This window comes from Salaquimonas pukyongi (genome assembly GCF_001953055.1).
Classification (GTDB): Bacteria; Pseudomonadota; Alphaproteobacteria; order Rhizobiales; family Rhizobiaceae; genus Salaquimonas; species Salaquimonas pukyongi.
Genome location: NZ_CP019044.1, coordinates 1,948,359 through 1,974,270 on the forward strand (window position 1 = coordinate 1,948,359; position 25,912 = coordinate 1,974,270).

At 59.4% G+C, this 25,912-nt stretch carries 29 protein-coding genes; 17 read left to right on the plus strand and 12 right to left on the minus strand.

All coding sequences use genetic code 11. From position 1 onward, the window contains the following. Positions 1-167 precede the first annotated feature (167 nt). A complete protein-coding gene (locus BVL55_RS09410) occupies positions 168-614 on the minus strand; it encodes a YqfO family protein (protein ID WP_342097698.1) in 447 nt (148 codons plus the stop codon). Beyond that, entirely contained in the window at positions 607-789 is a 183-nt protein-coding gene (locus BVL55_RS09415; RefSeq protein ID WP_075996679.1) for a hypothetical protein, read from the minus strand. The genes BVL55_RS09410 and BVL55_RS09415 overlap by 8 nt, the downstream gene beginning before the upstream one ends. A gap of 322 nt (positions 790-1,111) precedes the next feature. On the opposite strand from BVL55_RS09415, the gene BVL55_RS09420 reads away from it, so the two are divergent. From BVL55_RS09420 to BVL55_RS09475, 12 genes are all read left to right on the plus strand, one after another. Then, the gene (locus tag BVL55_RS09420) at positions 1,112-2,533 is read left to right on the plus strand and encodes a sulfatase family protein (RefSeq protein WP_075996680.1); all 1,422 of its coding nucleotides are present in this window, start codon (positions 1,112-1,114) and stop codon (positions 2,531-2,533) included. A gap of 121 nt (positions 2,534-2,654) precedes the next feature. Continuing rightward, on the plus strand, positions 2,655-3,428 hold the full coding sequence (locus tag BVL55_RS09425; RefSeq protein WP_075998043.1) for a TerC family protein: 774 nt from the start codon (positions 2,655-2,657) through the stop codon (positions 3,426-3,428). Between the two features lie 77 nt (positions 3,429-3,505). Beyond that, positions 3,506-3,628 carry a TFIIB-type zinc ribbon-containing protein gene (locus tag BVL55_RS09430; RefSeq protein WP_083649656.1) on the plus strand — a complete coding sequence of 41 codons (123 nt, stop codon included), beginning with the start codon at positions 3,506-3,508 and terminating at the stop codon, positions 3,626-3,628. A gap of 10 nt (positions 3,629-3,638) precedes the next feature. Then, positions 3,639-4,676, plus strand: coding sequence for a GTP 3',8-cyclase MoaA (moaA, locus tag BVL55_RS09435; RefSeq protein ID WP_075996681.1), 1,038 nt, complete (start codon positions 3,639-3,641; stop codon positions 4,674-4,676). 124 nt (positions 4,677-4,800) lie between these two features. Further along, positions 4,801-5,709: a DMT family transporter gene (locus BVL55_RS09440; RefSeq protein WP_244530475.1), complete on the plus strand. Its 909-nt coding sequence runs from the start codon at positions 4,801-4,803 to the stop codon at positions 5,707-5,709. A gap of 36 nt (positions 5,710-5,745) precedes the next feature. Continuing rightward, the gene (locus BVL55_RS09445) at positions 5,746-7,032 is read left to right on the plus strand and encodes a multidrug effflux MFS transporter (RefSeq protein WP_083649472.1); all 1,287 of its coding nucleotides are present in this window, start codon (positions 5,746-5,748) and stop codon (positions 7,030-7,032) included. Between the two features lie 9 nt (positions 7,033-7,041). After that, positions 7,042-7,917 carry a formate dehydrogenase accessory sulfurtransferase FdhD gene (fdhD, locus tag BVL55_RS09450; protein WP_075996683.1) on the plus strand — a complete coding sequence of 292 codons (876 nt, stop codon included), beginning with the start codon at positions 7,042-7,044 and terminating at the stop codon, positions 7,915-7,917. After that, a complete protein-coding gene (mobA, locus tag BVL55_RS09455; RefSeq protein WP_075996684.1) occupies positions 7,910-8,590 on the plus strand; it encodes a molybdenum cofactor guanylyltransferase MobA in 681 nt (226 codons plus the stop codon). Before fdhD ends, mobA begins: the two co-directional genes overlap by 8 nt. Further along, positions 8,587-9,129, plus strand: a complete 543-nt coding sequence (gene mobB, locus BVL55_RS09460) for a molybdopterin-guanine dinucleotide biosynthesis protein B (protein WP_075996685.1) — start codon at positions 8,587-8,589, stop codon at positions 9,127-9,129. Before mobA ends, mobB begins: the two co-directional genes overlap by 4 nt. Further along, positions 9,116-10,402 carry a molybdopterin molybdotransferase MoeA gene (locus BVL55_RS09465; RefSeq protein ID WP_083649473.1) on the plus strand — a complete coding sequence of 429 codons (1,287 nt, stop codon included), beginning with the start codon at positions 9,116-9,118 and terminating at the stop codon, positions 10,400-10,402. Before mobB ends, BVL55_RS09465 begins: the two co-directional genes overlap by 14 nt. 66 nt (positions 10,403-10,468) lie before the next feature. Then, positions 10,469-11,989 (plus strand): 1-acyl-sn-glycerol-3-phosphate acyltransferase, encoded by a 1,521-nt coding sequence (locus tag BVL55_RS09470; protein WP_162841484.1) that lies wholly within the window; start codon positions 10,469-10,471, stop codon positions 11,987-11,989. A gap of 89 nt (positions 11,990-12,078) precedes the next feature. Next, positions 12,079-12,606 (plus strand): cytochrome b, encoded by a 528-nt coding sequence (locus tag BVL55_RS09475; protein WP_075996687.1) that lies wholly within the window; start codon positions 12,079-12,081, stop codon positions 12,604-12,606. 13 nt (positions 12,607-12,619) lie between these two features. On the opposite strand, the gene BVL55_RS17200 is transcribed toward BVL55_RS09475, so the two are convergent. Further along, positions 12,620-14,116, minus strand: coding sequence for a penicillin acylase family protein (locus BVL55_RS17200; RefSeq protein WP_162841485.1), 1,497 nt, complete (start codon positions 14,114-14,116; stop codon positions 12,620-12,622). After that, positions 14,077-15,072, minus strand: a complete 996-nt coding sequence (locus tag BVL55_RS17205; RefSeq protein WP_162841486.1) for a penicillin acylase family protein — start codon at positions 15,070-15,072, stop codon at positions 14,077-14,079. Before BVL55_RS17205 ends, BVL55_RS17200 begins: the two co-directional genes overlap by 40 nt. A gap of 90 nt (positions 15,073-15,162) precedes the next feature. Here BVL55_RS17205 and BVL55_RS09485 point away from each other — a divergent pair, with 90 nt between their 5' ends. Together BVL55_RS09485 and BVL55_RS09490 are read left to right on the plus strand one after the other, a co-directional pair. Further along, entirely contained in the window at positions 15,163-15,864 is a 702-nt protein-coding gene (locus BVL55_RS09485; RefSeq protein WP_075998046.1) for a DNA alkylation repair protein, read from the plus strand. 99 nt (positions 15,865-15,963) lie between these two features. After that, on the plus strand, positions 15,964-16,575 hold the full coding sequence (locus BVL55_RS09490) for a thioredoxin family protein (protein ID WP_083649658.1): 612 nt from the start codon (positions 15,964-15,966) through the stop codon (positions 16,573-16,575). Positions 16,576-16,591: 16 nt separating this feature from the next. On the opposite strand, the gene BVL55_RS09495 is transcribed toward BVL55_RS09490, so the two are convergent. The 4 genes from BVL55_RS09495 to BVL55_RS09510 form a co-directional block, all read right to left on the minus strand. Continuing rightward, the gene (locus BVL55_RS09495; protein WP_075998048.1) at positions 16,592-17,065 is read right to left on the minus strand and encodes an Lrp/AsnC family transcriptional regulator; all 474 of its coding nucleotides are present in this window, start codon (positions 17,063-17,065) and stop codon (positions 16,592-16,594) included. A 141-nt stretch (positions 17,066-17,206) separates the two neighbouring features. Next, on the minus strand, positions 17,207-17,839 hold the full coding sequence (locus tag BVL55_RS09500; RefSeq protein WP_075996688.1) for a uracil-DNA glycosylase family protein: 633 nt from the start codon (positions 17,837-17,839) through the stop codon (positions 17,207-17,209). A gap of 11 nt (positions 17,840-17,850) precedes the next feature. Then, positions 17,851-18,465 (minus strand): glutathione S-transferase family protein, encoded by a 615-nt coding sequence (locus BVL55_RS09505; protein WP_075996689.1) that lies wholly within the window; start codon positions 18,463-18,465, stop codon positions 17,851-17,853. Positions 18,466-18,478: 13 nt separating this feature from the next. Then, positions 18,479-19,027 carry a thermonuclease family protein gene (locus BVL55_RS09510; protein ID WP_075996690.1) on the minus strand — a complete coding sequence of 183 codons (549 nt, stop codon included), beginning with the start codon at positions 19,025-19,027 and terminating at the stop codon, positions 18,479-18,481. A 406-nt stretch (positions 19,028-19,433) separates the two neighbouring features. Between BVL55_RS09510 and BVL55_RS09515 the strand changes: the two genes are divergently transcribed. After that, a complete protein-coding gene (locus tag BVL55_RS09515; protein WP_075996691.1) occupies positions 19,434-20,987 on the plus strand; it encodes a sensor histidine kinase in 1,554 nt (517 codons plus the stop codon). 7 nt (positions 20,988-20,994) lie between these two features. Here BVL55_RS09515 and BVL55_RS09520 read toward each other — a convergent pair whose 3' ends face one another. Continuing rightward, the gene (locus tag BVL55_RS09520; RefSeq protein ID WP_075996692.1) at positions 20,995-21,963 is read right to left on the minus strand and encodes a nicotinate-nucleotide--dimethylbenzimidazole phosphoribosyltransferase; all 969 of its coding nucleotides are present in this window, start codon (positions 21,961-21,963) and stop codon (positions 20,995-20,997) included. A 177-nt stretch (positions 21,964-22,140) separates the two neighbouring features. On the opposite strand from BVL55_RS09520, the gene BVL55_RS09525 reads away from it, so the two are divergent. Together BVL55_RS09525 and BVL55_RS09530 are read left to right on the plus strand one after the other, a co-directional pair. Beyond that, entirely contained in the window at positions 22,141-22,410 is a 270-nt protein-coding gene (locus BVL55_RS09525; protein WP_156892612.1) for a DUF1289 domain-containing protein, read from the plus strand. Continuing rightward, positions 22,407-23,105 (plus strand): retropepsin-like aspartic protease family protein, encoded by a 699-nt coding sequence (locus tag BVL55_RS09530; RefSeq protein ID WP_075996693.1) that lies wholly within the window; start codon positions 22,407-22,409, stop codon positions 23,103-23,105. The genes BVL55_RS09525 and BVL55_RS09530 overlap by 4 nt, the downstream gene beginning before the upstream one ends. A 22-nt stretch (positions 23,106-23,127) precedes the next feature. Here the strand turns inward: BVL55_RS09530 and BVL55_RS09535 are convergent, their stop codons facing one another. The 3 genes from BVL55_RS09535 to dusA form a co-directional block, all read right to left on the minus strand. Continuing rightward, positions 23,128-23,946, minus strand: a complete 819-nt coding sequence (locus tag BVL55_RS09535; protein ID WP_075998050.1) for a sulfite exporter TauE/SafE family protein — start codon at positions 23,944-23,946, stop codon at positions 23,128-23,130. 141 nt (positions 23,947-24,087) lie between these two features. After that, positions 24,088-24,681, minus strand: coding sequence for a L,D-transpeptidase (locus BVL55_RS09540; RefSeq protein WP_075996694.1), 594 nt, complete (start codon positions 24,679-24,681; stop codon positions 24,088-24,090). Between the two features lie 97 nt (positions 24,682-24,778). Beyond that, positions 24,779-25,843, minus strand: a complete 1,065-nt coding sequence (gene dusA, locus BVL55_RS09545) for a tRNA dihydrouridine(20/20a) synthase DusA (RefSeq protein ID WP_244530476.1) — start codon at positions 25,841-25,843, stop codon at positions 24,779-24,781. Positions 25,844-25,912 lie beyond the last annotated feature (69 nt).

The window sequence follows — 25,912 nt, forward strand, 5'->3', positions numbered from 1 at the left end:
GGCGCCCTTCGGCAAATCGCCACCAGAGCAATGCAGGATTTGACGAAATCGGAGAAACCTGGATGCGCAAGCCATGCCAACAGATGAAATTGTTGTCTCGTTTCTGATCCAGCGTGAAAGGATCCAGCGACCGGCTGAGGCCCTTTGCAGCAATTTAAATCAGCTGGCTATTTCTTCCAGTCGCCTTCCGTGTTCCACCATCTGTGCGGATTGTCGTTGTCATCCAGGCCCTTGCACTGGCTACGCAAAACCTCTGTCACGGTTATGACCGGCTCATAATAGCTGTGGACCTCGTAGATGGCTTCCACCACATTGTTCAAAAGCTCTCTATTGCGAGGAATAAAGAAGCGCATCTCATCAACGCCGGGACGGTGGCGGGTGTCTTCTTCAGCCCCTGTCGGCGTACCTTCTCGGGGGCGGTAATACTCGATGCCTGCAGGTGCACGATAGCCGTTTCGATCGGTATTCCCCTGCCTAAGCGGCGCAACTTCCGCTATCGCGCCGAAGATACGGTCCACGTCTTCTTCAGGAGCCTGAAACATAACTAGCCACAACGGCTGCATTTCAATCGGTCGGGTATCGAAACCGGTTTGAAGAATAGACGTTTCAGTCACAGCGCACCCCCGGTTCCACGATTTCAAATCCGACAATCTCGAATTCATACAATTCACTGTTGTCCGGCTTCATCGCCCGGGCGATCAACTTGCCATCCTCCGAATGGTAGACCGCATGGGTGGTGTGCAGGGCACGGTAACAATGATCACCATTGGGATAGTAATATTTGATCACGTCATTTCCTTTCTGAAATTCGTATCACGTCAAAGCTGGAACGGGGCCGTTCTGGATTTCGATGCAGAAGGCGGGCACCAAGATGCCTGAAAAGACCTAAGCACGGGATATCTCCGGCATAATTCGATTTTTGTTCCTATCTCATTGCTGCTGACAACAGGATGTCAGCAGTAAGTGTGTTGCAGGTCAGCATGCGCCGCCCCCATATAGCTACGGATTTTCAGATGATTTTGACTGCAAGAACAAGACACGCAATCTATCTCCCGCCCTCCCCATCCGCTCCTTACTAGGCTAAAGTCTGGACTCAACAGGGAGGAGCCTCATGACCCGGCGCAATGTTATCGTGATCATGACCGATGAACTGCGCCGCGATGCGCTGGGCTGCTATGGCAGCCCGATTGCCCGCACACCCACCATCGATGCCCTCGCCGCCAACGGCCTTGTATTCGACGCCTGCTACACCCCCTCGCCGATATGCGTCCCGGCGCGCGCTTCCATCGCCACCGGCCGCTATGTCCACGAAACCCGCTGCTGGTCGAACGCCCTACCTTATCGCGGCAAACCGGAAAGCTGGCACCACCGCCTGCGCGATGCCGGTTTTCACACCGTGTCCGTCGGCAAGCTACACTTTCGCGGGGCGCAGGACGACAATGGCTTTTCCCAGGAGATCGAACCGGTTTATGTTCGCGACGGCCAAGGCTGGATCCACGGCCTCCTGCGCGAACGCGACGATCTGTTTGACCCGAGCAGTTTTGCTGAACATATCGGCCCGGGCGATGACCCCTACACGGACTATGACGAGAAGGTCTGCGCGAATGCCGTTGAGTGGATTACCAATCGCGGCAACAGGAAAGATAACAACTGGTGCATGTTCCTTTCCTTCCTGCGGCCGCATTATCCGCTGACTTGCCCGCCCCGCTTCTACGAGCAGTTTGATCCGGAAAAAATGCCGATGCCGATTCCAGCCGATCCTGCATCCGGTGCCGGTCATCCGGTGCTGGAATGGATGCGTAAGTCCTGCAACTATGATGCACCCTTTGACGATGCCATGCGCCGTGTGGCCATTGCTTCCTATCACGGCCTGTGCAGTTTCGTGGACAACATGGTGGCACAAGTTCTGACGGCGCTTGAAGCTTCCGGAATGGCGCAGGATACCGCCATTATCTTCACCAGCGATCACGGTGAGTGCCTCGGTGATCGGGGCTTCTGGACCAAGATGGTCATGTATGAGGAAGCCGTCACGGTCCCGATGATCATCGCCGGGGCTGGAGTAAAAAAGGGTCGTGTCTTGCAACCGGTTTCGCTGATCGACCTATATCCGACCATCCTGGAGCTTGCCGGTGTGCCAGCTGAACCGCAAACCATCCCGCACCATGCCCGCTCACTGCTGAAAAGTGGCGTGGAAGGCGACAGACCAGTCCTTTCCGAATATCACGACTACGGTGCTCAGACTGCGATGTTCATGCTGCGCCAGGGGTGCTGGAAACTGGTCTGTTATCCGGGCTTTCCTTCCCAGCTCTTTAACCTTGAGTCCGATCCCGGAGAGCGCCGAGAGCTTTCTGGAGATGCCGAACACAGCGGAATTTTATCGAACATGACCGAAACGCTGCACACAATGATCGATCCCGAAGCCGTCAACCGCCTCGCCTTTAAGGATCAGGCCGACAGGATTGCCGAACTCGGCGGCCGAGACGCTATTCTGAATACGCAAAATTTCGACCACACACCGGCACCGCTGGCCTGACACCAACCACCGCCTTTGCAACAACGCTGCGTTATCCTAAGTAAGTCCTCCCGCCGGACGAATCGGCCTGACGTCCGCCGGTTAAGCCACCGTTGCCGCCGGAGAAACGCCCGTGGAATTCATGCACCTTCTGTCCGATCCTGCCGCCTGGGCGGCCTTTGCCGCACTCGTGGTCATGGAAATCGTGCTTGGCATCGACAATCTGATTTTCATTTCCATCGTCACCAACAAGCTGCCGGAAAGCCAAAGGCCCATGGCAAGGCGCGTTGGCATCGGGTTGGCGCTTGGCATGCGGCTGATGCTGCTGGCTGCAATTGCCTGGCTCGTCGGGCTGACAGCACCGGTGTTCGACCTCGGCATAACCGGCGCACCGGATGCCCATGGGGTTCCGGTATTCGAAACCGCCTTTTCCTGGCGGGACATCATCCTGGTCGCAGGCGGTCTTTTCCTGGTCTGGAAGGCGACCAACGAAATCCATCACACCATCGATCCCGAGCAATCGGGCGCCCTTCTCGACAAACACCGCGCCGGCACCCATTTTACCGCCGCCATCATTCAGATCATCCTGCTTGACCTGGTGTTCTCGGTCGACAGCATTCTGACCGCCATCGGCATGACCGACCATCTGCCGATCATGGTCGCCGCTGTCATCGTCGCGGTCATGGTGATGCTGCTGGCGGCAGGCCCGGTATCCGAATTCATCAAGCGCAATCCCAGCGTTGTCATGCTTGCGCTCGGCTTCCTGCTGATGATCGGCACGGTGCTGATCGCCGACGGCTTCGGCGTGCACGTGCCCAAAGGCTATGTTTACGCTGCCATGGCGTTTTCGATGTTTGTCGAACTGCTCAACATGCTGGCAAGAAGGCGCCGCGCAAAACTTATCGAACACGAATAAGCAATACTCCGCCCGGCCCTTGAGCCGGGCAGGACCCGTGACCATCTCAAAAACAGGAGCAACTGTTGGAGATGACAATGCTGTGCCCCGTGGATGGTGAAACCCTGTTGATGAGCGAAAGACAGGGTGTTGAAATCGGCTATTGCCCGCGCTGCCGCGGCTCTGAAATCACGGTTGACCGCCCCCTGCCGCAGGCATAGTGTCCGTTCCATGGACACGAGCGATTATCCAAGCATTGGCAAGCCCGGCAGCGATCCATCCCTGATCGACCCGTTTGGCCGCGCCGTCACCTATCTTCGCGTATCGGTCACCGACCGCTGCGACTTCCGCTGTGTTTATTGCATGGCGGAAGACATGACCTTTCTGCCCAAGAAAGACCTTCTGACGCTGGAGGAACTCGACCGCCTGTGCAGCGAGTTTGTTGCAAAGGGCGTTCGCAAATTGCGGCTTACCGGCGGCGAACCGCTGGTGCGCCGCGGCATCATGCAACTGGTGCGCTCCCTTGGCCGCCATCTTGATAGCGGCGCGCTCGAGGAATTGACGCTCACCACTAACGGCTCTCAACTGCATCGCTTTGCCGGTGAACTGTTTGATTGCGGCGTGCGGCGCGTCAACGTATCCCTCGACACGCTCGATGCGGACAAGTTCGCCAAAATCACCCGCTGGGGCCGGCTGGAACAGGTAATGGGCTCGCTTGAGGCGGCAAAGAAGGCCGGTCTTGCCATCAAGATCAATGCCGTCGCCCTGAAGGGCGTCAACGAGCATGAAATCGAGGACATGCTGAAATGGGCCCATGGCGAAGGCTATGACTTCACCCTGATCGAAACCATGCCCCTGGGCGAGATCGAGGAAGACCGCACCGAGCAGTATCTGCCCCTGTCACAGGTGCGCCAGCAGTTGCAAGAAAAATACAGCCTGACGCCGATCCCCTACAAAACCGGCGGCCCGGCGCGCTATGTCAAGGTGGAGGAAACCGGCGGACGGCTCGGCTTCATCACGCCGATGACCCACAATTTCTGCGAAAGCTGCAACCGGGTGCGCCTGACCTGTACCGGGACGCTCTATATGTGCCTGGGCCAGGAGGATGCCGCTGACCTGCGCGAGCCGCTTCGTGCATCCGAAGGCAATGAACTACTTTCAACCGCGATCGATGAAGCCATCACCCGCAAACCCAAGGGACATGATTTCATCATCGGCCGCAATACCACTCCTTCCGTCGCCCGCCATATGAGCACCACGGGCGGCTAACCTTTTTCGCTGCTGCATGATGCCCGCTGCTTGCCTGCCGCGGGCCTTGTGCCTTTCTTTTCGTCTTGTCTGCCTTCGCAGGCCTTCCGTCTCAACGCCAATCGCCATCTATTGGAATTTGAGGATGCAATCATCCGGCCACATGAGGGAAAACCTCCAGGGCAGCCTGTTCATGGTCGTTGCCATGGCAGGCTTTGCCGTCAACGACGCCATCGTCAAATCCGTAGGCAATACGCTAAATCTCGGTCAGACGCTGATGCTTCGCGGTCTGTTTGCAAGCGTGTTGATTTTTGGCCTGGCGCGCCTGTTCGGTCACTGGCGTTCACCGCGCATCCTGTTGCATCCCCGCATTCTGCTTAGAACCCTGGGCGAGATGATCGCCACGGCCTGCTTCGTCACCGCCATTTTCAACATGCCGATCGGCAACGCGACCGCGATCCTGCAGGCCCTGCCCCTGGCACTGACCGCTGCCGCCGCCCTGTTTTTGCGTGAACCCGTGGGCTGGCGGCGCCTGGCCGCCATTGTGATCGGTTTTGCCGGGGTCATGATCATCATCCGCCCCGGCATGGAGGGCTTCACCATCCATTCGGTACTGGTATTGATTGCCGTTGGGGGCTGCATCATACGCGACCTGACCACGCGCACCCTGCCGAGGGAAATTCCCGGCCTGATGATAACCCTTACAACCTCCCTCGCCGTTGCGTTGATGGGGGCAGCGATTGCCCTCAGCGAGGCATGGAACCCCATCGGCGCAGTCGAATGGGGCAAGCTCGCCGCCGCCTCGCTGTTTTTGATTGTCGGCTATTATTTCGTAATCTCGGCCATGCGGGTTGGCGATATCGGCTTCGTTTCGCCCTTTCGCTACACGATTTTGATCTTTGCCATGATTGCCGGGTTCTTCGTCTTTGGTGAACGGCCCGACCTCTTGACGCTTTTAGGTTCGGCGATCATCGTGGCGACGGGGGTTTACACCCTGTACCGGGAACGCGTCGTCCACCGGCAATCCATCACGCCGCCGCCAAACCGCTCATGAAATGGAGAACCGGCCGCACCCCGGCTGCCCCGCCCCATGGACTTCACGACCCCGCCACAGCCTGAACCTTCTGCGCCGCCGCACTACCCGCAAGAGGGAGAACAGCCGCGTGCCCGCTTTCTCGATCTTTCCACCCCGCCGCACATCCTGACCCTGGTACTGGTTGCCGGGATCGGCGCACTGAACATGAATGTTATCCTGCCTTCGCTTCCGGCGATGGCCGACTGGTTCAAGACCGATTACGCGGTCATGCAGCTCGCCGTCTCCGCTTACCTTGCCGCCACGGCCGTCCTGCAGATCATCGTCGGTCCCTTGTCCGACCGGTTTGGCAGGCGGCCGATACTGATTGGGTCAATTTTCATTTTTCTGCTGGCAACAGTTGCAGCAGCACTCGCCCCCACCATAGAGATTTTCATGGCAGCGCGCCTGGTTCAGGCCGTCGTGGTGGGCGGCTTTGCGCTGTCACGGGCCATCGTGCGCGACATGGTGCCCATGGAAAGGGCCGCCAGCATGATCGGCTATGTTACCATGGGCATGACCCTGGCGCCCATGGTCGGGCCGGTCATCGGCGGGGTTCTGCAGGAGATGTTCGGCTGGCAATCGGTCTTCTGGATGACCGCTGCCATGGGAGTGGCAGTTCTTGCCATCGTCATTCTCGACCTCAGGGAAACCAATCAGCACCGCTCCACCGGCATGACCAGCCAGTTCCGCTCCTACCCCGAACTGCTCACCTCGCGCCGCTTCTGGGGGTTCGTGTTTTCCGCCATGTTCGCCTCGGGCATGTTCTTTGCCTATATCGGCGGCGCGCCCTATGTCGCACAATATCACCTCAGCCTGTCGCCATCCGCGCTGGGCGTGTATTTCATCTTCATCGCCATCGGCTACATGTTCGGCAACTTCCTGTCCGGCCGTTATGCGGCGCGGGCCGGCGTATTCACCATGATGATCGCCGGCGCCCTGATCGCCGCTTCCGGCATCATCCTTTCACTCGTCTACTTTTCGCTCGGCGGCAGTCATGCGGCAGGGTTTTTCGGCCCGCTGTTCTTCCTCGGCATGGGCAATGGCATGGTGCTGCCATCGGCCAATGCGGGCATGATCAGCGTGCGTCCGCATCTGGCAGGATCGGCAGCCGGTCTCGGCGGCGCCATGCAGATTGGCGGCGGCGCGGCGCTTTCTGTACTGGCAGGACACCTTCTGACTCCCCAAAGCGGCCCTTTTCCCCTGCTCTGGCTGATGCTGGCAGCCGGCATTCTCGGCATTTTCATGACGCTATATACGCGCCACATCGACAGGCTGATGGCCTCAAGCGGCAAGCAGGTGTAAAAACGCCCCATGACAACAAAACTCATCATCGGGCCCACCCCTGAAGATCCCGCTCTTTCGACTGAAGTCGAGGGCATCGACCATACCGGCACAGCCGTTGCCACCGATGTCATCACCGAGCGGCCGCTTACGCTTTTTCTCAACGCCCAGGAGATCGTCACCATGATGACGATCGGCGATCATCCCGGTCTTCTGGCGGCTGGCTATCTGGCAAACCAGAACATGCTTTCCCGCGAGGACGTCATCACCGCGATCGAGCATGACGAAGACCTTGATGTCGTCGTTGTGCGCACCGAACGGGAGACCAATTACGAAGAGAAACTGAAAAAGAAGGTTCGAACGTCAGGCTGCGCACAGGGTACGGTGTTCGGCGATGTCATCGATACCTTCGAAAAGATCAGGCTGGGGACCGGCGCCAAGCTCAGGACTTCCTGGCTGTATGCCCTGACCCGCGAAATCAACACCCAGCCAAGCCTGTATCTGAAGGCTGGCGCCATCCATGGATGCGTGTTGTGCAAGGCAGACAAACCGCTGGTCTATATGGAGGATGTCGGACGCCACAACGCCGTCGACAAGGTTGCCGGCTGGATGATGCTCAACAACGTCGATCCCGGTGACAAGATTTTCTACACCACCGGCAGGCTGACCTCCGAAATGGTCATCAAGACGGTGATGATGGGCATTCCGATACTTGTTTCGCGTTCAGGCTTCACCGCCTGGGGTGTGGAACTGGCCCGCCAGGCAGGCCTGACGCTGATCGGGCGTGCCCGCGGCAAACGCTTCGTCGCCCTTTCCGGCGCAGAACGCATCGTCTTTGACAGCGACCCGGAGGCCGAAGCAGAAGAAGACGCAAAACACAATCGCAAGGCAAGCCGCGATGACTGACGGGAAGACCGGCAAAGCCACTGCAGATGATGTTGACGAAACCAGTGCGCAACTGGTTGGCGTCATCCTCGCCGGCGGTCTGTCGCGGCGGATGGAGGGTGCGGAAAAGACCCTGCTCGATCTTGCCGGCCAGCCGCTCATTGGACACATTTGCAGCCGGTTTGCCGCCCAGTGCGGCGAGCTGATCGTCAATGCCAATGGCGATCCTGGACGCTTTGCGTTTTTGGACCTCCCCGTACAGGGCGATACCGTTGATGGTTTTGCAGGCCCCCTTGCGGGCGTTCTTGCCGCCATGGACTGGTGCAACAAACACCGGCCAGCAGCCACCCATGTGGTGACCGCAGCCGGCGATACCCCCTTTTTTCCGGCAGACTATGTTTCCCGGTTGAAAACCGCCCTTGCAGTTGAACGAAAGTCCGAAACCATCTGTCTTGCCTATAGCGGCGGCAACCGCCATCCGACCTTCGGGCTTTGGCCGATTGCCCTGCGCGAGGCATTGCGGCGGTTCCTGGTTGAGGAAGGCGAGCGCAAGGTGATGCTCTTTGCCCAGCGCCACAATCTGGTTAAGGTCGATTTTCCGCTCGCCCCTGACGGCAGCGACCCGTTTTTCAACATCAACACGCCGCAGGACATGCAGCAGGCGGAGCAGATGATCGGCACGGCAGCAACATGAAGGCGCGACTCGGCATTTTCGGCGTTACCGGCTGGAAGAACTCCGGCAAGACCCGCATGGTGGCAAACCTGGTGCGCGAGTTCACCGCACGCGGCCTGAAGGTCTCCACGGTCAAACACGCCCACCACAGCTTCGATGTCGATCAGGAAGGCCGCGATTCCTGGCAGCACCGGCAGGCAGGGGCCAGCGAGGTCGCGCTTGTCTCCCGCAACCGCTGGGCGCTAATGCATGAATTGCGCAAGGAAAAAGAGCCCTCCCTCGATGATATTCTGGCACGTCTCTCCCCCTGCGATCTTGTTATCATTGAAGGCTACAAGCGTGAGGATCATCCCAAGATCGAGATGATCCGGGAAACGCAAACGCCCCGGCCAGCTTCCGACCCCATGTTGTGGCGGGAGGATCCCAGCATTGTTCTGATTGGCAGTGCGGCAAAGATGGATGAATGCCCCCTGCCCCGGCTCGATCCCGATCAGGTCTCCGATATTGCGGACTTCATTCTTGCCTGGCTTGAAAAGGCACGCAGCGATGCCGCCGAATAAAGCCAGCGCCCCGGGCCGCCTGCTCGATGACTGCTTCCTTCATGACAGCGAACGCATGCGCCATCACGAGGCAATCGATCTGCTGAAAACCCGCCTTGCGCCAGTGGCAGAATGCGAAACGGTGTCTTTGGATCAGGCCGCGGGCCGTATTCTGGCAGAACCCGTTCTTTCGCCCCGCAACGTGCCACCGGCAGACAACAGCGCCGTCGATGGCTATGCCTTTTTGCATGCTGACTATCTGGCACTGGATGGCAATTTTCCGGTAACGGCACGCATCGCCGCCGGCAGCGGAGCGGTAAAACCGCTTGCACCCAAAAGTGCCGCTCGCATTTTCACCGGCGCGCCGATGCCCGATGGCACTGATAGCGTTGCCATGCAGGAAGATTGCAAAGGCAGGCAAGACGGCAAATTTGTCCAAATCCCGCCAGGCCTGAAACCCGGCGCCAACCGCCGCAAGGCAGGCGAGGATCTCAAACGCGGCGATGCCATTGCCGCCGCCGCCACGGTCGTGACGCCACAACTTGTCGCCTCCATCGCATCCGCCGGTTTTGCTGAAGTTCCCGTCTTCGGCAGACTGAAAGTGGCGCTGCTTTCCGGCGGCGATGAACTGGTGGAACCAGGCAGCAATGCTGAAGAAGGGCAGATTTACGACACCAACCGCCACATGCTGAAAGCCTTGCTGGCCCGCCTGCCGGTGGAAGTGAGCGATTTGGGCATTCTGCCCGACGATCCGGATGTTATCGCAAGGAAGCTGACCGGAGCTGCCGAAAACCATCATGCCATCATCTCCTCTGGCGGCACGTCACGCGGCGAGGAAGACCACATCGTCAACACGCTGGATGAAATCGGCAAGCGCCATCTTTGGCAACTTGCCGTCAAGCCCGGCCGCCCGATGAGTTTCGGCCAGATTGGCGAAACCGTCTTCTTCGGACTGCCGGGAAATCCGGTCGCCTGCATGGTGTGTTTTCTGCTCTATATCCGCCCTGCATTGCTTCGCCTTGCCGGCGCGCCATGGCATGAACCGGCCCGCTTTCCCCTGCCCGCAGGGTTTGAAATCAATAAAAAGAAGCCCGGCCGCCGCGAATTCTGGCGCGGCAAGATCATCGCCGGCAAGGATGGCCGGCCAAGGCTTGAAAAGTTCGCCCGCGACGGTTCCGGCCTGATTTCCGGCCTCTGGCAAAGCGGCGGGCTTGTCGAGATTGGCGAGGAAGTTACCGGTGTTTCGAAGGGCGACATGCTCGATTTCATCCCATGGAGTGAATTCGGCATCTGATCCGCCATTGGCAATCCGCTCCCGCGGGGTTAGCCTTGCCCTCCCCGATCCGGTATGGAGCGCTGTTTGACCAGCCCTGTCACCCTTCCCTTCTGGCTATTCGTCATTCTGGCGATCCTGGCAGCCATCGCCATTGTCGACCGTATCTTCGCGCCCGGCGTTCGCTGGTATTTCCGCCGCCGGGTCAACGACGCGATTGACGAACTCAACACCCGCCTCGATCTGCGCATCCAGCCCTTCAAGCTTGCCCATCGCGAAAGCCTGGTAGACCAGCTTTTGTACGATCACGGCGTCATCGACGCGGTAGAGGCCGAACATGAGGAAACCGGCAAGCCGCGATCGGTACTGATGAAGGAAGTAACGGCCTACGCCCGCGAGATCGTTCCGACCTTTTCACCGCTCGCCTATTTCGGCTTTGGCACACGCGCAGCCAGATGGTTGTCTGAATTCGTCTACCGGGTCCGCCTCGGCTATGCCGATGATGCGGCGTTGCGCAACATTCCTCCCGAAGCCGCCGTCGTATTCGTCATGAACCACCGCTCCAACATGGACTATGTGCTGGTCACCTACATGGCGTCCACCCGTGCTTCGCTGTCCTATGCCGTGGGCGAATGGGCGCGCATCTGGCTGCTGCAATCCATATTCCGTTCCATGGGCGCCTATTTCATCCGCAGGAAATCCAACAACACGCTCTACCGCCGGGTGCTGGCCGCCTATGTTCGCAAGGCAACCGATGAGGGCGTTACACAGGCGGTGTTTCCCGAAGGCGGACTGTCGCGCAATGGCAAGCTGGGCGACGCCAAGCTGGGCCTGCTTTCCTACATGGTTGGCGGCTTCAATCCAGCTGTCGACCGCGACATCGTCTTCATTCCCGTCGGCATCAACTACGACCGGGTGCTCGAAGACCGCATCCTGACGGCAAAAACCGAGAAGGAACGCACCGGCAGGGATTTTTCCGTCTCGCCGACAACCGTTCTCGGTTTCATCGGCCATTTGCTGAAATTGCGGCTTCAGGGAAAACTCTACCGCTATGGCCATGCCTGTGTCAGCTTCGGAAAGCCCCTGTCACTGAAGGCATTCGCTAAAGAAAACCGCCTTGATTTTTCCAACGTTACGCCACCTCCCGTCAAAGCCGGCAACGGCAGGCCGCAACCGCCCGGCGCGGTGGAAAAACTCGGCAACACCCTGCTGGAAGAAATCGGCACCGTCATTCCGGTTCTGCCGGTAGCCCTTGTTGCCACTGTCATGCTGGAAAACCAGGACCACCAGCTCGGGGAACTGGAGCTGAAATCCCGTGTGTTCGACCTGATGACGGAGCTTCTGGACAATGGCGCTCATCTTCACATTCCCCGCCATGACCGTGACTACACCCTGACAACGGGCATCCGCATGCTCACCCTGCGCCATCTCATCATCCATACCAGGCAGGGGCTTTACCGTATCAACCCTGACGAAATCCTGTTGCTGCAATATTACGCCAATTCCATCGCCCATCTGAGAAAGCCGCCAGGAAAGCCCGGCAAACGGACCGAAGCAAAAGCCGCTATCAACCGCCGAAAAACTGCAAAACACATGGGCAGTTCGTAGGCACCGTCAATCCTTACCGATAATTAAGTTGTCTTGCTCCCCGGCTTCTCCGATACCTTTGTCATTCTGGCAAATCGGAGGACCACCCCATGGCCACCTCGCAGGACGGTTATTCGCGCCTTTCCATTGTGCTTCACTGGATTGCCGCCATTGCCGTGATCGCGCTGTTTTTCACCCATGAAGGCGATCGCGGCAGCGCAGCCTACGCATTTCACGTTGGGGGCGGCGCACTGCTGGGCATACTGCTGATCTGGCGGGTTTTGCGGCGGCCATTTCATGGGTTTGCGGCAAAGCCGGACCAGCCGGCATTACTCAACCTGCTCTCAACCTTCGTATTATGGGCCATGCTGGCCGCAATTCTGGTCGCGGTAGTGACGGGCTATTTTGTCCCCTGGTCACTTGGCACGCCGATTGACGTTTTTGGTATTATGGAAATTCCCTCGCCGATCGGCCGTTCCCGCGATCTGCACGAGGCCATGGAAGAGGTTCATGAAATCGCCGGTCAGGCCATTTTGCCACTGGTCGTTCTGCATGTCCTTGGTGCAATAAAGCATGCCGTAATTGACAAGGACGGCGTGATGCAGCGCATGAGCCGGGCGCAAACCAGCGGACACTGAATTCGCCGCAACCCTATGAACCGGGCTTCAGAACAAACTTCCCCGAGGCATCGCGGCGGTAGCTTTCCGGCTTCGTTACCATCGGCACATAGTCAAGCTGCGCCCAGATATCCGCCAGATCATCATAATGGGGCGACATCACATTCCCGCTCTGCCCGGTGGAGATGATGAATTCGGACTTCTCAAGATCGGACAGGTCGTACACCGCCCTTAGCGCCGAGCCGTGAGTCCCCGCATACGGATCATCCTTGCTGAAATCGTTGGAATTGCGCAGCAAGGTGTATTTGCCTCCGTCCATTTCCCTGCGGATGGTGAAGAAGCGAGAAAGCGCTCCGACACGGGAAAACGGGCGGTGCTCATGCACGGTCCTGTGGGCATCGCCCCATCGCCATTTGCGCCAGTCGGCTCCGTGCGCTTTTTCCAGCGTCTGCAGGGTTTCGGTAATGGCGGCGAACAGGATGTCGCCGCACGTCTCATTGGCCGGCGTAATGATATCGTCGCACCAGTTGCGCGCGCCCGTCGACCGCATCATGGCCAGCATGCGTGTCATGCTGCCTTTTTCCACCAGTCCGAAATCGTCCTGCAAGTCATCTTTCAACATGCGCGCCTGCAGGTTTTTATGCCAGGCGGTCAGGATGAGCGGAAACGGCGAATCCGCATCCATCATGCCGTCCCACTGACGTAATGCGTTTTGCAGTTCCTCATTCAATCGCACGCCCTGGGGAATAAGCCGGAAGGCTTCGTTCCGAAACGCCACCAGCGCCGGCGAATAACGGTCTGCCTGCCCTGCCTTCATCGTTTGCAGCGTCTGCTTTTGCGTCGAGGTGACAAACAGATCCTCGACCCGCTGCTGGCGGAAGGCTTCGGCCCAGTCGAACGTGATGTGATTTTTGTAATCGGCCGGCAGCCAGTTGGAATTTGCCGTCGCAACAGCCCCTTCCGCCGGATTGAGGCGGGTTGGCAGTTGCGCAGGGGCAAGATAGCCCTGCCAGTCATAAAAATCGACCCAGCCCGGAACGGGCGCACGCCCCGCAATGCGGTTAAGCGGCGAGCGTACCGGCACACGGCCAGAAGCGATCAGTCCGATATTGCCGGTCACATCTGCCGCCGCCACCGACTGCATCGGCGACACGTTAAGCCGCGCCGCCTCCAGAAAAGCCGGAACGCCGCGGGCATCCGACATTGCCATAACGCCGTCAAAGGTAACGTCATCCCTGGCAAGCGCCGTCCAGGAAAGCGCTGCCACATGGCCTTTCGGCAACAATTCGCCGAGAGAGCGGTAGCCATCCGGCAATACCGGACCGTGCCGCGTGGTGCGGCGCAACAGTGCTACATCCTCGCCGCCTTTCACCCTGATCGTGACTTCCTCCTGGCCGAAATCGGCAAATCCGTCCGGAGTGCGATATTGGCCGGCATTGTCGGGATTGACCTGTTCCAGGAACAGATCCTGGGAATCCAGATAGGTTGTCGTCAGCCCCCAGGCGAGCCAGTCATTGCGGCCCGACAGCACAAGCGGCGTTCCAGGCAGCGTGCCCCGATCAGGTTTCGGATTTCCCCCTCCTGCCGCCAGCGCAGATGAGCCAGGTAAAAGGTGCTGGGCGCCGTCAGCCCCAGATGCGGATCGTTCGCCAGCAGCGGCTTGCCGGATTCCGTCTTGACCCCTGAGATTGCCCAATTGTTGGAGGCCGGCAGTTGCAGCGTCCATGGCGCGGTTGCATTGTCGGCGCTCTCACCAGCCGGCTTTATGCGCGGCGCCTTGTCAAAGCCGTACAACGCCTCGAGATCGGGCAGTGCCGGCGGGTTGTCGCGCTCGTTTGCCGGATAGATTTCCTCGATCTGCCGGGCGGTGAACCGGCGGCCGGCCAGCGCCAGCCGGCCAATCTCCTCATCCATGTTCGCATCCAGCGTCAGCGCCATCACCTTCAACAGCGCCACCGGTTGCCAGGCCGTCCACGGCTCGGGTTGATGGCCCAAAACAATGAACTCCACCGGCAGGGAGGGCTCAAACTTGCCGGTTTCCCGCTTCATCCAGGCATTGATACCTTCCACATAGGCGTTGATCAGCGCCCGGGTCTGCGGCGTCAGCTTCTCATGCGAGGCCTTCGCCGCAGTGGCTATGTCCAGCGTCTTCAGGAAACGGTCGGAGGAGACGGCCTGGCCGCCGAACATTTCCGCCAGCCTGCCCTGGGCCGCCATCCGCAGCACTTCCATTTGCCACAGCCGTTCGCTGGCATGTACCCAGCCTAGCGCGCGTACTGCATCCAATCGGGTCTCGGCCTCGATATGGGAAACTCCATGGGCATCCTTGATGATCGCAACAGGCGCCGAAAGCCCAGCCATATCCGCTTCACCGCTGGCCGGCGCAACCGTGTTGCGCAACAGCCCGTACATCCCGGCAAGCATAGCCAAAGCCAAAACCAGCAGCGCCAGCGATCCCCATCCAATCCAGCGTAAGAGCCGACTCATGACCACCCTCCTCCTTGTTCCTGCAAACATTGCCGGGGCGCTTGTGCGATGGCAAGCTGTCTTGCCGCCAATTTGTCAGGTATCCCCTTCATGACGCCATCACCATCCGCAGCCGAACTGATCCACCGGCTCGAGCAATCGGCAAGTGAGGAGAACCGTGCCGGCATGGCGCGCTTCGGCATTCCCCCCGACAGGGCGCTGGGCGTACCCAAACCCGCCATACGGGCAATCGCCAAACAGGCGGGCAAGGATCATGCCCTTGCAATAGCCCTGTGGGAGAACGGCATCCTGGAAGCGCGCATCCTGGCAAGCCTCGTTGCCGAGCCGGCAATGGTAAGCCGGGCCATGATGGACGATTGGGTTGCAGATTTCGATTCCTGGGACATCTGCGACCAGGTTTGCGGCAATCTGTTCGACCGCGTGGCACCGGCGGAAGAAGCTATCCGTAACTGGTGCAACGATGAGCGCGAATTCGTCCGCAGGGCGGCTTTTTCAACCATCGCCTGGCGAGCGGTGCATAACAAGAATGCGCCTGACGCGCTCTTTCTTGCCTATCTGCCGTTGATCGAGGCAGCGTCCACCGACGAGCGGAATTTCGTCAAGAAGGCGGTAAACTGGGCTTTGCGCCAAATCGGCAAGCGCAATCTGGCACTAAACGCCGCCGCTCTTGAGCTTGCCTGCAAGCTCGCGGCCTCATCCGGCAAAACCGCATCCTGGATTGGCCGTGATGCAGCAAAGGAACTTCAAGGCAGCAAACTGATCGAGCGACTCCGCCAGCGGGAATCGCACTGATGCCGGGCCGTTGTCTCACGCTGTCGTGAGGCCCGTGGACATGGCCGCCCTGTCTGCGGCACAATGATGGCCCTGGCGAAACAGCAAAGGGAGAAAAACATGCCGGCCCCTGTGTCACGAAGAAGCTTTAACAAGATCATCTTCTCGGCGCCCTTGCTGTTTACAGCAAGCGGATTTTCCGCCGGTGCTGCGGAAGTCAATGATGACGGGCTGCACGTCCAGCCCTGGTTCATGGAAACCTTTCTCGACCTTGCCGAGGACAAGGCGGAAGTTGAAGCAGAAGGCAAGCATTTTGCCGTACTTTTCGAGCAGCGCGGATGCCCTTACTGCCGCGAAATGCATGAGGTCAATTTCGCCAGGGACGAAATCTCGAATTACGTACAATCGAATTTCGGCATCCTGCAACTGAACATGTGGGGTTCGCGCGAAGTTACCGATTTCGACGGCGAAGCGCTGGAAGAGCGCGACCTGGCCCGCAAATGGAACGTCAACTTTACTCCCACCATTGTATTTCTGCGCAAGGGCGGAGCTGGCACGATGCCCCAAATCGAGGTCCTGCGCATGCCGGGCTATTTCAAGCCCTTCCACTTCGTCTCCATGTTCGAATATGTGGCGGAAGAAAAATACCAGGGCAGCGAGGGCTTTCAGCGCTATCTGCAGGAAAAGTTCCAGCGCTATGAGGCGGAGGGGAAAAAACCGGATGTATGGTAGTGCCGCCGCTGGCCGATCAGCTCTTGTCGACCGCCATATAGTCAAGCGGTAGCGCCGTGGTGTCCTTGATGCGCTCCATGGCAAAGGTCGAGGAAACATCCTCGATCTCGATATCGGAAACCAGCCGCTTGTAGACCGCATCATAGGCCGTGATGTCGGGCACCACGACCTTGAGCAGGTAATCGATCTGCCCGCTCATGCGGTAGAACCCGACCACTTCCGGCGTTTTCGTGATTACCTCGGAAAACCGCTTCAGCCATTCCGCATTGTGCTTGTCCGTGCGGATCGAGACAAAGACCGTCACGCCGACATTCACCTTGGCGGGATTGAGCACCGCCACGCGCCGCTCGACAACCTTGTCTTCCTCAAGCTTCTGTATCCGCCGCCAGCACGGAGTGGTTGAAAGCCCGACTTTGCGGGCAATATCGGCGACCGGCATGGTCGCATCTTCCTGAAGAATGGAAAGGATTTTCCGGTCTGTACGGTCCATCGGCAATCTCGCAAACAAAACGGGCAAAAAGCAAACAAAATAGAATGATCTTCTCCCGGTCAACCGGATTTTGCCGTTGTTTGAAAAAATCACCCAAACCGTGCCACGAACGCCGCAAGCCGGCGCTGTTTCGGGCAGCCATCAGAGCATCGTCTGAACCGTTTCCCGCAGAACCGGCAGCAAGTCGGTTTCAAACCACGGGTTTTTCTTCAACCATGCATTGTTGCGCCAGGAAGGATGCGGCAGCGGGATGACCCGGCAGCGTCCCGGCCCCTCATCCTCACCACCTTCCTCGAAGTAGCGCCGCCAGTCGGAAACCGTTCGTGTGACCGACTTCGCCGCCGCCGGCCGCAGATGATAGGACAAGGCCGCCCCGCCGATGATCAGCTTAAGCTCAAGCTGAGGCATTGCCGCAAATACCCTGTCATGCCAGGTCTGGCGGCATTCGCGGCGCGGCGGCAGGTCTCCCCCGTGTTTGTCGTATCCGGGAAAACAGAATCCCATCGGCACAATGGCGATGCGGGCGGCATCATAGAATGCCTCGCCGGTTATTCCCATCCAGTCCCGCAAGCGGTCGCCGGATGGATCGGTGAAGGGCACACCGGACTTGTGTACCCGTATGCCCGGCGCCTGACCGCAAATGGCAATGCGCGCCGTCGGCGACAATACGGCAACAGGCCGCGGCGCGTGCGGCAAGGGCGTGCGCAGCGGCTGGTCGATACACACACGGCATTTGCGGATCTGCCGGTGGAGCTTTTGAACGTCATCTGCCATGCCGGGCCCACTCAATCGAACGCGGCCGACGGCCGCTCGCCAATGCGCGCAAACCAGCCTGCCAGATTGCGATGTGCCGCATCCATGGCAATGCGTGCCGGCTTCATGAACTGACAGGCAACGAATGTGGTGATGTCGGCAATGGTGAACCGGGAACCGGCGACATAATCCCGGCTTGCAAGTTCCTTGTCGAGAATGCCCATGAAACGCACCGCCCGCTGCTGGTTGATCCTGCCCCATTCCTCGATCTGCACGGGCTCGATCTTGCTGGCACCAGGATGCAGATGGCGAAAGGCGAAAGCCACCGGCAGAAGGAAGGAAAGTTCCGCCCGCCGCTGCCACATCTCGATTTGCGCCTTTTCAAGCGGCGTTTGCCCCATCAAATTGGGTTCAGGCACGGTTTCTTCGAAGTACCGGCATATGGCCACGGTCTCGCCAATGGCGGTGCCGTCATCAAGTTCCAGCACCGGCAAGGTCTGCATCGGGTTGAGGCGGGTAAAGGCTTGCGACTTCTGCTCCAGCGCGTTGATATCGTACTGCACCCGCTCGATTTCGATGCTTTTCTCCTTGAGAAATATCTGAACCCTGCGGGGATTGGGCGCCCGTCCGCCGTCATGCAGCCACATATGCCTTATTCTCCTAGAGCCTTTCACGCACTAACCAGCCGGAAACCGATTGCAGCCACAACCGTCCGCGGTTGACAAGACTGTCGAGAAGGCTCGCGCCCTGCTCTTCGACCACCCGGCCATGTAATTCGCGCCATTCACGCGGACGTTCGAATTCCCCGGCCCACAGCCCGCTTTCATTGCGGCGCGCAAGGCGCTCTTCTGCCTCATAGGCTCCGAAGGAAACCGCCCACCCCTGAAGAACCATTTGCCGGTTAACCTGGACATCGCCGGCATGGCAAACCACGAGCAGGCGGCCGAATTTGTCCACCTCACCGCCGCTGCACACCGTACTGCCCGCGTCTACCAGACGGCGCAAATGCCGCGCCGCTTCCCGCCCGCAGGGCCAATCTGCACCGTTCTTTCGGCAGGTCTGGGTATATTCGGGCGCATCGATTCCCTTTAACCGGTAACGCTGGCTGGCTGCCTCCAGACTGTCGCCATCAACAATCTTGAACGGCCCCTGCACATCGCGTTCCCCCAGCCTGGCAAACCATGCCGCACCCACCGCGACCAGTGCCATCAAACAGGCGGCGGCAAAATAGTCGGCGGCCCGCCGCGCCCGCCGCCGCCACGGGGATGCCCTGCGCCGTCCCCTCTTTTGCCGATTGTTGAAAATAACCCGTATACCCCGCTCTGAATGCCCTCTTTCGGCGCACGCTCCCGCCGGTCCTAAAGAGGATATTAACCATTCCTTTCTAGATTTCCTTAACAGCCAGCCAGCTCTTCCTCCAACCTTTTCCAGGCCATCGGATGGGTTGCCATATGGGCGAAATGGCTGGAATCATGGCCGGATCATGCCACGTCCCCTCAACCACACTTGCCGGGACAGGGATTCAGCCTGCTGTTTTGTTTTGCATTGAGGCCTTTTGCGCGGCGCAAAGACCTCAATGGCACCAGTGTTGTTACGTGCAGGCCGGATACAGGGCATGAGCCAGAGGCAGTCACAATCCACCGACAAGATCATTGTTGATCGCACAAAGCGCCGCTCCGCGTCCGGCAAGATGATCAGCGAGGCGCGCAAATACGCCTCGTCCAGCATGCACCGGCCGGTCAAATACGAGGTGGAGCGGCTGCGCTCCTATGCGGAAAACCACGTCAACGCAAAGCTTGCCCTGCCGCTGTTCGTGATGATTATCGCCGTGGTATCGAGCCAGTGGGTTGGCGCCATGCTGGCTGCCTATTGGGCGGCAATTGTGATTCTTTCCTATGGCGTGCTGCTTGCCGTCTCCGGCCGCTATCTGAAGACCGACGGTGAGGAAAAGGAACTTCCCAAGTGGCGCCGCCGCTTTATGGGCGCGCAGATGCTGGTCGCCTTTTCCTGGTCATCCTTCGCCATCTATTACTGCTCAAGCTGCAACGTGGAAGACACGTTCCTGATCATCCAGTTCTCCGCCATCCTGGTCTTTCAGGCGGTCACCATGATGCTGTCGCACGGCTTCGGTGCGCATCTCTTGATGACATCCGCGCCCCCGACCATTGTGCTTGCACTGCGGCTTATCCTTTCTTTCCAGCCTGCGCCGCTGGTAATGGGCAGTATCCTGATCGGCTCCCAGGTTTTCTTCTATTTCGTCGCAAACCGCTTCCGCATCTCCATTCTTTCCTCGATGGCCCATCATCACGAACGCGAAAACCTGATTGCGGAATTGGAGACTGCCAAATCGATGTCGGAAGAAGCCCGGCGGCGCGCTGAGGAGGCAAACCTCGCCAAGTCACGCTTTCTGGCAACCATGAGCCACGAACTGCGCACACCGCTGAACGCGATACTGGGGTTTTCAGAGGTCATGCAGGGTGAGGTATTGGGGCCGCTCGGCAACGATACCTACAAGGGATACATTACCGACATCCATGCCTCCGGAACGCATCTTTTGAAGGTGATCAACGAGATCCTCGACCTGTCCCGCATCGAGGCCGGGCGCTACGAATTGAAGGAAGAGGCGATCAAGCTGGCGCATATCGTGGAGGAAGCAAACCAGATGGTAGCGTTGAAGGCGCGCACCAAGGGGGTGGATATCTCTCTTCAGGCGGAAGAGAATCTCCCCCTGATCTGGGCGGACGAAAAGGCCGTGCGGCAGATTGCGCTCAACCTGCTTTCCAACGCCTTGAAGTTCACTCCCACCGGCGGCAAGATCACCGTCAGGGTCGGCTGGACCAGCCTTGGAGGGCAGTACTTCTCGGTGCGCGACACAGGGCCCGGCATTCCCGAAGAAGAGATTCCGGTCGTGCTTTCCTCATTCGGTCAGGGCTCGATTGCCATCAAGAGCGCCGAGCAGGGCACAGGCCTCGGCCTGCCCATCGTTCAGGCGCTGATGCACATGCATGACGGCCGGTTCGACTTGAAATCGGTTCTGCGCGAAGGAACGGTGGTAACCGCCAGCTTCCCGCGCACCCGCGTACTCGAAATCATGGAAAAGACCGAAAACCTTGGCCATGAGCGGGCCCGAAAACAGGGCCTGCACGCTGCTTCCAGAGCAGCTTCCTGAAAAACACTCATACGCTTTCGGAAAACCCTTCATGGGCGGCGGCCACGGCTCTTGCAAGCGCCATGGCAAGCGCTGCCTGCAGGCCCTCGCCGGACAGGCCAAAACCTGAAAGAAGGTGCGGCATACCGCACGCTTTCGCCACCAGCCCGGCCAGCCCCGCCGCTTCGCCTCCCGCCACCGCACAATGGGCGCAGGCACCTTTGGTGATGTTTTCAAGCAGCAGCGCCACCACAAGCGCCCTGGTGCCGCCGAGTACGACCGGCACATGGTTGACCCGCGCTGCCAGAATTGCACCGGCAATCGCCGAATGCTCACGCCCGCCCAGACGGCGAAGCAGTTCAAGCGGGTCACTTGCGGCACCGTGATGGGCTAGCGCTGTTTCAACCTGCTTGGCGCACTCGCCCGCAGGATTGATCCCGGCATGGGAAAGCGCCACCTCCCGGTCCTGTCCACCCACCAGTTCGATCAGGGCGGCATCGGCAATCTCCCCGCCCCTGCCGAAAGCGGCAAGGCCGAGCAGGTCCACACCGCCTGCAATCGCCTCCATGCCGAACCCGATGGTCCCCGCGCACCCCTTCTCGTCCATTGCTTCGGTTGTGCAGACATCCCCAACCGGAATTTGCAGCGCAAGATCGAAAACCTTCAGACCAATGTCCTGACCGGCGCAAATCTGGTTTACCGCGCTGCCCCCTGCAGCCAGCCGCGTCACCGTTGCGATGGTATCTTCCTGCAGTGAATGTTCTGCTGCCCCGTGAGTACCGGCAAACAGGGCCAACAGCGGACGCTCCGCCCTGGGGCTCTTGCCGCTCCACGCGGCAAGCCAGGCTGCAAGTTCCGCCTCCCTGTGCATGGCGCCAAGGTGCTCAATAAGCACTTCGCTTCGCGCGACAGCGAGCCTGTGGGCTGCTTTGTCGGCTTCCGGCAGACCGGCAATCAGCGTGCGTATGTCGTCAAAAGGCAATCCACTGAGGGCCATGCCTGTTCCAGTTCATGTTTGAAAGACCATTGTCGAAAAGGATACCGCGAATCAATAGCGCCACCGCCGCAAAACGCAACGTTGGCGGGCCTGGCCGACGAAAATTGGTCCACCAAGCTTGCCAGCCCTTCAGATCATGCCTAACTGCCTGTTGAAGCATTGAATATGGACTATCCCATGAACGAGATCGCCTCCCCCTGCATTCTGGTCTGTTCGATCGACATGAAGACCGGCTACTGCTTTGGCTGCGGTCGCACGCGCGACGAGATTGCCGGCTGGATGAACTACACCCACGCGCAACGGGCACAGATCATGGATGGCCTTGAAGCCCGCCTAGCAACGGTGGAGCGCAAGCCACGCCGCGAAACCCGGCGCCGCAGACTGGCCCGCGAACGCGATGAGGCAGCAATGTCACAAAACCGGGCGGATGGAGCGGCAGATCAGTGAAAACACTGTGGATCATTCTCGGCCTGATCGGTGCCGGCCTTATCCTGCTCATATTAAACCATGACCAGGGAACGGTGTTCGGGCTGGAAAGCAACCTGTTCGCCGGCATCCTGTTCTATGGCGTTTGGGGCACGGTCATTGGCGCGGCCGTCCTGTCGCGTGGTTCCCTCGCCCAAAACGCCCGCAACGCCACTTTGTGGCTTGGCATCATCCTGGCCCTGATGACAGGCTACATCTATCGCTACGAATTGCAGGATTTCGGTTCGGCCCTGACAGCCGGTCTTATCCCCGGAAGCCCGGTTTCCGGTCAAAGCCAGGATGGCCGCGGACAGGTGATGGTGGTACGATCGGCCAACGGCCATTTCGAGATTGATGCCGCCGTCAACGGCACACCTGTCCGTTTTCTGGTCGATACCGGTGCCAGCACCATCGTGCTGACAGCCGATGATGCAGAACAGGCGGGCATCGACGTGGCAGCCTTGTCGTTCTCCACGCCGATTCAGACCGCCAATGGGGCCACAACAGCAGCACCGGTGACCATCGCCGCGCTGGATATCGGAGACATCAGCCGCAACCGGACACGGGCTCTGGTTGCCGGGCGCGGCAGTCTCGACACCAGTCTGCTCGGCATGAATTTCCTTCAAACCCTGTGGAGCTTCGAAATCCGCGGCGACCGGCTGATCCTGACGGACTGATTGCTGCGTTGCCTTCTTTCCGTCAGTACAGGCTGATGAAGAAGCGCAGCGAAACCAGCAGCAAAAAGATCCCGAAACCCACTTCCAGCTGGCGTTTCGACAGGCTGTGCGCGGCCTTCACGCCCAATGGCGCCATCAAGATGGTGGTCGGGATGATCAACGCGAATGCCAGCAGGTTGACATAGCCGAGGGAAAACGGCGGCAATCCGTCAGCGCCAAGGCCGACGGCAATGTAACCGATCACGCCGGGAATGGAGATCAGCACGCCAACACCGGAAGATGTTGCAACGGCCTGATGCATCGCCCTGCCATAGGCGGTCATGAACGTATTGTTCATCACCCCGCCGCCAATGCCCATGAACGTTGACAAAAAACCGATCAGCCAGCCGATGAACGTCCGCAACGGACCGGTGGGAATGTCACCGGCAAGCTTCCAGTTATCGCGCGCCAGCAACAGGCGGAACGCAATTATCAGGGCAATGCACGCAAAGATCAGCCGCAGGCCCGCCCCGGAGATCCATGCAGCCACCAAGGCCGCACAGATAACGCCGAAGGGAACGGCAAAGGCATAGGAACGCAACAGCGCCATATCGACCGCACCGCGTGCATGGTGCTTGCGAAAACTCTGCAGCGATGTTGGAACAATAACGGCCAGCGAGGTGCCGACCGCCACATGCATGCGCACCGCATCGTCTACACCGAGTGCTGTAAGCACCTGATAAAACACCGGCACCAGGACCGCTCCGCCGCCAATGCCAAACAGCCCGGCAAGAAATCCGGCAACCACACCGGCAATGAGCAAGGCAATGACAAAGGGATAGACTTCCCCCAAAGACGGCAGAAGTTCCACAATGGTTCCCTTTCATGGAATACGGGGCGGGACGGCGAGGCCTGGACAGCCTTTTTTGGGCCAACGGGTGGGAACCCCGCCAGCCTGCCAGCCTTACGCCGCCCACTTTCAGGCGTCAAGAAAACCCGGATATCAGAGTACAACGACCTTGGTGCCCAATGGCACGCGTTTGTACAGGTCGATGACGTGGTCGTTGATCATGCGGATACAACCGTTGGAAACGGCCCGCCCGATGGTGTGGGGAGCTGTCGTTCCATGGATGCGGTAGAAGGTGTCATAGCCATTGTCGAACAGATAGAGCGCCCTTGCACCCAGCGGATTGTTCGGCCCGCCGGGCATGCCATTGCGGTATTTGGCGTATTTTCCCGGTTCGCGGGCGATCATTTCGTCGGTCGGCCGCCAGCTCGGCCACTCCTTCTTGGCGTCAATGGTCGCTGTCCCCGACCAGGCCAGCGCATCGCGGCCAACGCCAACGCCGTAGCGGCGGGCGGCAACCGGCGACAGGACAAGATACAAGAACCGCTTGCGCGTATCGATGACGATGGTACCGCGCTTGTGGCGGTTGGGATAGGCAACGATCTGCGGCGCGTATTTTGGATCGACCTTGACGCGCTTTTTCGATTGGGCAGCAGCCGCCCCATCAGGAAAGGCCACACTCAAAATACCGGTAGCCGCCCCGCCCAACCCGGCAGCCACGCCGCCCAATACAAAACCACGCCTGTTCATTGAACCCTGTGCCCCTTTTCGATTTCCGGTACCGGAACCGAAGTTACCCAACGTTATGAATCCGTTCAAGCGGATATGCCGTCCATTGCAGATTGCTTCAGGCAGGTTCGCCGCAGGAAACGGCGCCGTGGCGTTCGGCGGCAAGACCCGGCTTCACCTTCTCAAAAGCGGCAAACAGAACCTGTGGCCCGGCACCGGGTTTGACCGCCTCGGTGCTCAGTATCTGCCGCCAGGCCCTGGCGCCCGCAAACCCGTGAAACAGGCCGGTCATGTGACGGGTAACGTGATGCAGCCGTCCACCCGATTGAATGTGAGCAGCGGCATGGTCTGCCATCGCCTCAACCAGGCCTTCCCAATTTACGGGAGTGCGCGCGTCTCCAAAGAACAGCCGGTCGGCATCTCTTAGAATGCCCGGTGTCTGATAGGCCGCGCGGCCCAGCATCACCGCGTCCAACACAACATCATCGCCTTCGATTGCACCCAGGGCATGATTCAAGCTTTCAAGACCACCGTTCAAGCCAATGAAACGGGACGGATTTTCCCGCTTCAACCGGTAGACGCGCCCATAATCGAGCGGTGGCACTTCGCGGTTTTGCTTCGGACTCAATCCTTCAAGCCACGCCTTTCGGGCATGAACCCACACCCCATCGGCCTCCGCCTCCCACACCGCTTCGGCGAGGGCATCGAGCGCCGGCCCGATATCCTGATCATCAACCCCGAGGCGGCACTTGACGGTGACCGGCAAGGTTGTGGCAGACTTCATCGCGGCAATACAGCGCCCCACAAGCGCCGGGTCGCGCATCAGGCAGGCACCGAACGTGCCCGACTGCACCCTGTCGGACGGGCAGCCCACATTGAGGTTGATTTCGCAATAGGGCCAGGGGGCGGCAAGTTCCACCGCCTTGGCAAGCTTGTCCGGGTCGCTGCCGCCGAGCTGCAACGCCACGGGCCCGGGCGTATCATCGTCCAGCAGCCGGCCGCGGTCGCCATGGAGGATCGCATCGGCCACCACCATTTCCGTGTACAGCAGCGCATGGCGTGTCATCTGGCGGTGAAAAAACCGGCAATGACGGTCCGTCCAGTCGATCATCGGTGCGACGGCAAAGAGTTTCTCTCTGTTTTTCAGTGCTTTATGATACATCGCAATGATCTGGGGTGACATCCATGGCGCCGCGGAACAACCGGCGCTCCAAAAGCTTGTAGCCGAATTGGTGGCCATATGCACACCAGG